2 protein-coding genes are annotated in these 4,123 nt (G+C 47.5%); one reads left to right on the top strand and one right to left on the bottom strand.

All coding sequences use genetic code 11. From position 1 onward, the window contains the following. Nucleotides 1-605: 605 nt before the first annotated feature. The gene (locus JKY90_07830; GenBank protein ID MBL4852171.1) at nt 606-3,158 is read left to right on the top strand and encodes a TIR domain-containing protein; all 2,553 of its coding nucleotides are present in this window, start codon (nt 606-608) and stop codon (nt 3,156-3,158) included. Between the two features lie 280 nt (nt 3,159-3,438). Here the strand turns inward: JKY90_07830 and JKY90_07825 are convergent, their stop codons facing one another. Then, the gene (locus tag JKY90_07825; GenBank protein ID MBL4852170.1) at nt 3,439-3,981 is read right to left on the bottom strand and encodes a histidine phosphatase family protein; all 543 of its coding nucleotides are present in this window, start codon (nt 3,979-3,981) and stop codon (nt 3,439-3,441) included. Between the last annotated feature and the right edge of the window lie 142 nt (nt 3,982-4,123).

Here is a 4,123-nt window from a genome sequence, read left to right as displayed (position 1 = left end):
TGCTAGGAGCCTGTCGGACTTAGGCAATCGTAGCGCACGCTCCAGCACATCCCTGTGCTTCGCAGCATAAGGCCATCCATGGCCAAAAGGGGAAGCCATTTTTTACCCACAAGGGGCATAACAAGTCAGATTTGCCAATCATTTAAGGCGAATAGTGAGTTTATTTAACGAAAATGATCGGGGAATCTGGCAAAAATGGCTTTTCCCGCAGTAGATTTGTCCTAAATCCGACAGGCTCCTAGATAGCAACCAGCTACTCACTGCCTACTTCGATCACACATTGGCACTCTTCAATATTGAGTTTGGCCAATTTTCCTGCTCATATCAGCCTACCTATAGCGACACATTTATCCACGCAAAGTAAGCGTCGAGTGTTTATGTTTGTCGGATAGAAAGTATCGCTGCCAGTGTTGTTATCTATCATTCAAATCTTCCTAATTTTTGAATAATGACAAGTTTGTAGAAAAGCTAACGGGACAGCAATGATATATAATAATGAATAAACAGGCTCCGTTATTTATTGGGATATCATCGGGGTCTTCTAATATAAAAAGCAAAAGCCACCGACTCAAGGTACAAATTAAGCAAAAGCTAAGGGACCAGAAATGAGTGAAGAGCAGTATAAGTATGCCGCCTTTATCAGTTATCGCCATGTCGACCCAGACAGAAAATGGGCGGAATGGTTAATTCATGCGCTCGAGACCTACCGGGTACCCAAGGCATTACAAAAGGTAGGTTTCCCTGCCCGTATAGGTAAAGTCTTTCGCGACAAAGACGAGCTACCCTCAGACGGCAGCCTCAACGCCCAAATTGAAACCGCCCTAAAAGCCTCACGCTTTTTGGTCATCATCTGTTCACCCAATACGCCGCACTCACGCTGGGTGTCACGCGAGATAGAAATCTTCAAAGAGCTCGGCCGGGCGGACAAGATTTTTCCGCTAATCATCGACGGTGAGCCAGACGAATCCTTCCCCAAAGTTCTGACCACGACAAAGTTGATCAGCTTTGATGAAGCCGCAGCCAATCCGCCGAAAAAAGATATCGAGCCCATTGGCGCAGATGTCAGGCCGGTTGTCGGAAAGAGTGACAAAGAGATTAAAAAAGACGAATGCATTCGCATTGTCGCCGGGCTATTGGGCTGCGCCTATGATGATCTCAAACAACGAGACAAGCAGCGCGAAGCCAAGAAGAAAAGACAACGCCTGCTTGGCGGTATTGCCGCAGTCCTCATTGCCTTAGTAGGCGGAGCCTACTACTGGGACTATAACCGAATCAAGACCGACTACTATATTGACTACAGCACCGTCTACGGCATACCCGAAGGCCTAGGCAAAGTCAGCGAGAAGCAAGCAAAGACAATGAACGTTAGCTACGCCTTATCGTATCAACGGCGGCAACTGATTCGCATGCAACGCTCAAAAGGCGCACAAAAAGCCACAGCGTTAACAGAAGATTACGACGTTGATCCCTGGTTGATAGGAATCGCCAGTTGGGAATATGAGTACGGACTGGATGACCGGCTGAGTGAAGTGATTCTCAAAGACGACAAAGATAAAACGAAGATTACGCAGCAATATCAATTTGGCAAAACAGGCGACAACGCGACGGTGGCGTTCAGAGCAGAGAGAGGGGGCGAGGGTAAGTTTGGCGCGGTATCGATCAGCACGGGAGGGACGTTAACGGGGTTAGGAGGAACGAAGAAATCACAAGTAAGTCAGCATTATCTGAAATTTGATGAGCGTGGTAGAACAATCGAGCTACAGTTCCTCAATGACCGGGCATTGAGTGTGCCGGATGCACAGGGCACAGGGGGTAGGATCTACCAATACGATAAGCGAGGACACTTAACAACGATAGGGTTTATCGATCCCACAGAAGCGCATGAGCCCTTGACTTTAAAGAATGGGATACATCAAATTCAAAGGCAGGTGGATGAGAGAGGAAGACGGAAGTTACTAACATTATACGCAGAGGACGGTGAGCCGATACTTAGTGACCGTGGTGTTGCCTCAACCAAGCAAGTCTATGATGGTCGGGGTAATGTCATCGAGCTGTCCTACTACGACACTCAAGGCAAGCCGACCTTGCACAAAGATGGTTATGCCTCAACCAAGCAAGTCTATGATGGTCGGGGTAATGCCATCGAGCAGTCTTACTACGACACTCAAGGCAAGCTGACCTTGGACAAGAGTGGTGTTGCCTCATTAAAGCAAGTCTATGATGGTCGGGGTAATGTCATCGAGCAGTCCTACTACGACACTCAAGGCAAGCCGACCTTGGACAAGCATGGTGTTGCCACATACAAGCAAGTCTATGATGGTCGGGGTAATGTCATCGAGCAGTCCTACTACGACACTCAAGGCAAGCCGATCTTGCACAAGAGTGGTTATGCCTCATACAAGCAAGTCTATGATGGTCGGGGTAATTTCATCGAGCAGTCTTACTACGACACTCAAGGCAAGCCGGCCTTGGACAAGAGTGGTGTTGCCTCAGTCAAGCGAATCTATGATGGTTGGGGTAATGTCATCGAGCAGTCCTACTACGACACTCAAGGCAAGCCGATCTTGCACAAGAGTGGTTATGCCTCAACCAAGCAAGTCTATGATGGTCGAGGAAATCTCATCGAGGCGTCTTTTTACGACACTCAAGGCAAGCTGATCTTAATCAAGGATGGTTATGCCTCATTCAAGCTAGTCTATGATGGTCGAGGTAATGTCATCGAGCAGTCTTACTACGACAGTCAAGGCAAGCCGACCTTGGACAAGAAGGGTGTTGCCTCATTCAAGCAAGTCTATGATGGTCGGGGTAATCTCATCGAGCAGTCTTACTACGACACTCAAGGCAAGCCGACCTTGCACAAGGATGGTGTTGCCTCAGTCAAGCGAGTCTTTGATGGTCGGGGTAATGTCATCGAGCAGTCTTTCTACGACACTCAAGGCAAGCCGACCTTGCAAAAGGATGGTGTTGCCTCAGTCAAGCGAGTCTTTGATGGTCGGGGTAATTTCATCAAGGAGTCTTATTACGACACTCAAGGCAAGCTGACTTTGCACAAGAAAAACGGTTATGCCTCAACCAAGCGAATCTATGATGGTCGAGGTCTTATCATCGAGCAGTCTTACTACGATGCTCAAGGTAAGCAGATCTTTGAATTAGAATAACGAATAGAAATTGGAAGGGCATTTCATACGATATTTATGAACACACAGATTAGCGCCTTGGAAGCACCCCCGAATAATAAACGCGATAGTCATACCGATATTCGATGGAGAAAGGGGTTAAACAGAAAACAAAATAATCAGAATAAATTTCAGTGTAATTTTGACATTCAAGCCGTACTCTACATGTACACGTGAACTCTCTAAGGCACACGGCGATAACATTTGTTCAGCGCATTCGCGTGCAAAGAAAGCGGTTGGGTACCATGTATTTGTACCTCTGCTAGTCATTGATGAGCTGCGGCCACTCGTTGACGAGGTTTAAAAGTGTCTCGTTGTTGAGTGTCGGGCGTTCTATTGACTGCCAGTCGTTATAGGAAAGCGATGTGTCCCAGGGGCAGATGCTGCGCATCCATTCGTAACGATGAGACTCTATGCCCGTTGATGGGTTGACTCTACTGTAGTGTAGAATCTGACCATTATGAATATGGTCTTCTGCTCGGTCTGACTGGTCTAGTTCGAGAAACCGTTGCGGTAGCATACGTTCAAGCCGTACTCTGCATGCCCACATGAACTCTCCATGACAGACTGCGATAACATTTTGTTCAGCACATTCGCGTGCGAAGGTCGCGAATACGCGGTCAACTCTAAGGCATAGGTCTTCAATAGATTCACCATTAGGTGGTCGCCACTGAAAAGTATCGGCTTGCTTTGCCAGCATAGATTTTGCGAAGCACTCATGTTGCGCTTGTTTAGAGAGTTTCTCTAGTTCTCCCGCTGCGAGCCAAGGAGAGCGTAGCGAGGGCGAGTAGTCGCCGATAGGCAACGCTGATTATTTTTTTCGTAATTGTGCGTAATTGTGAGCGTTAGCGAGAGATGGAGCTGAAAATAATCAACTATAGTTGCCGTAGAGCCCTTTAAAGATTGGTTATGGAGGGGGAAATTAGCAAATAGCCGCCCCCCGTGTC

The sequence above is a fragment of the Gammaproteobacteria bacterium genome (assembly GCA_016765075.1).
Lineage (GTDB): Bacteria > Pseudomonadota > Gammaproteobacteria.
This window is presented reverse-complemented; position numbering and strand designations above follow the sequence as displayed.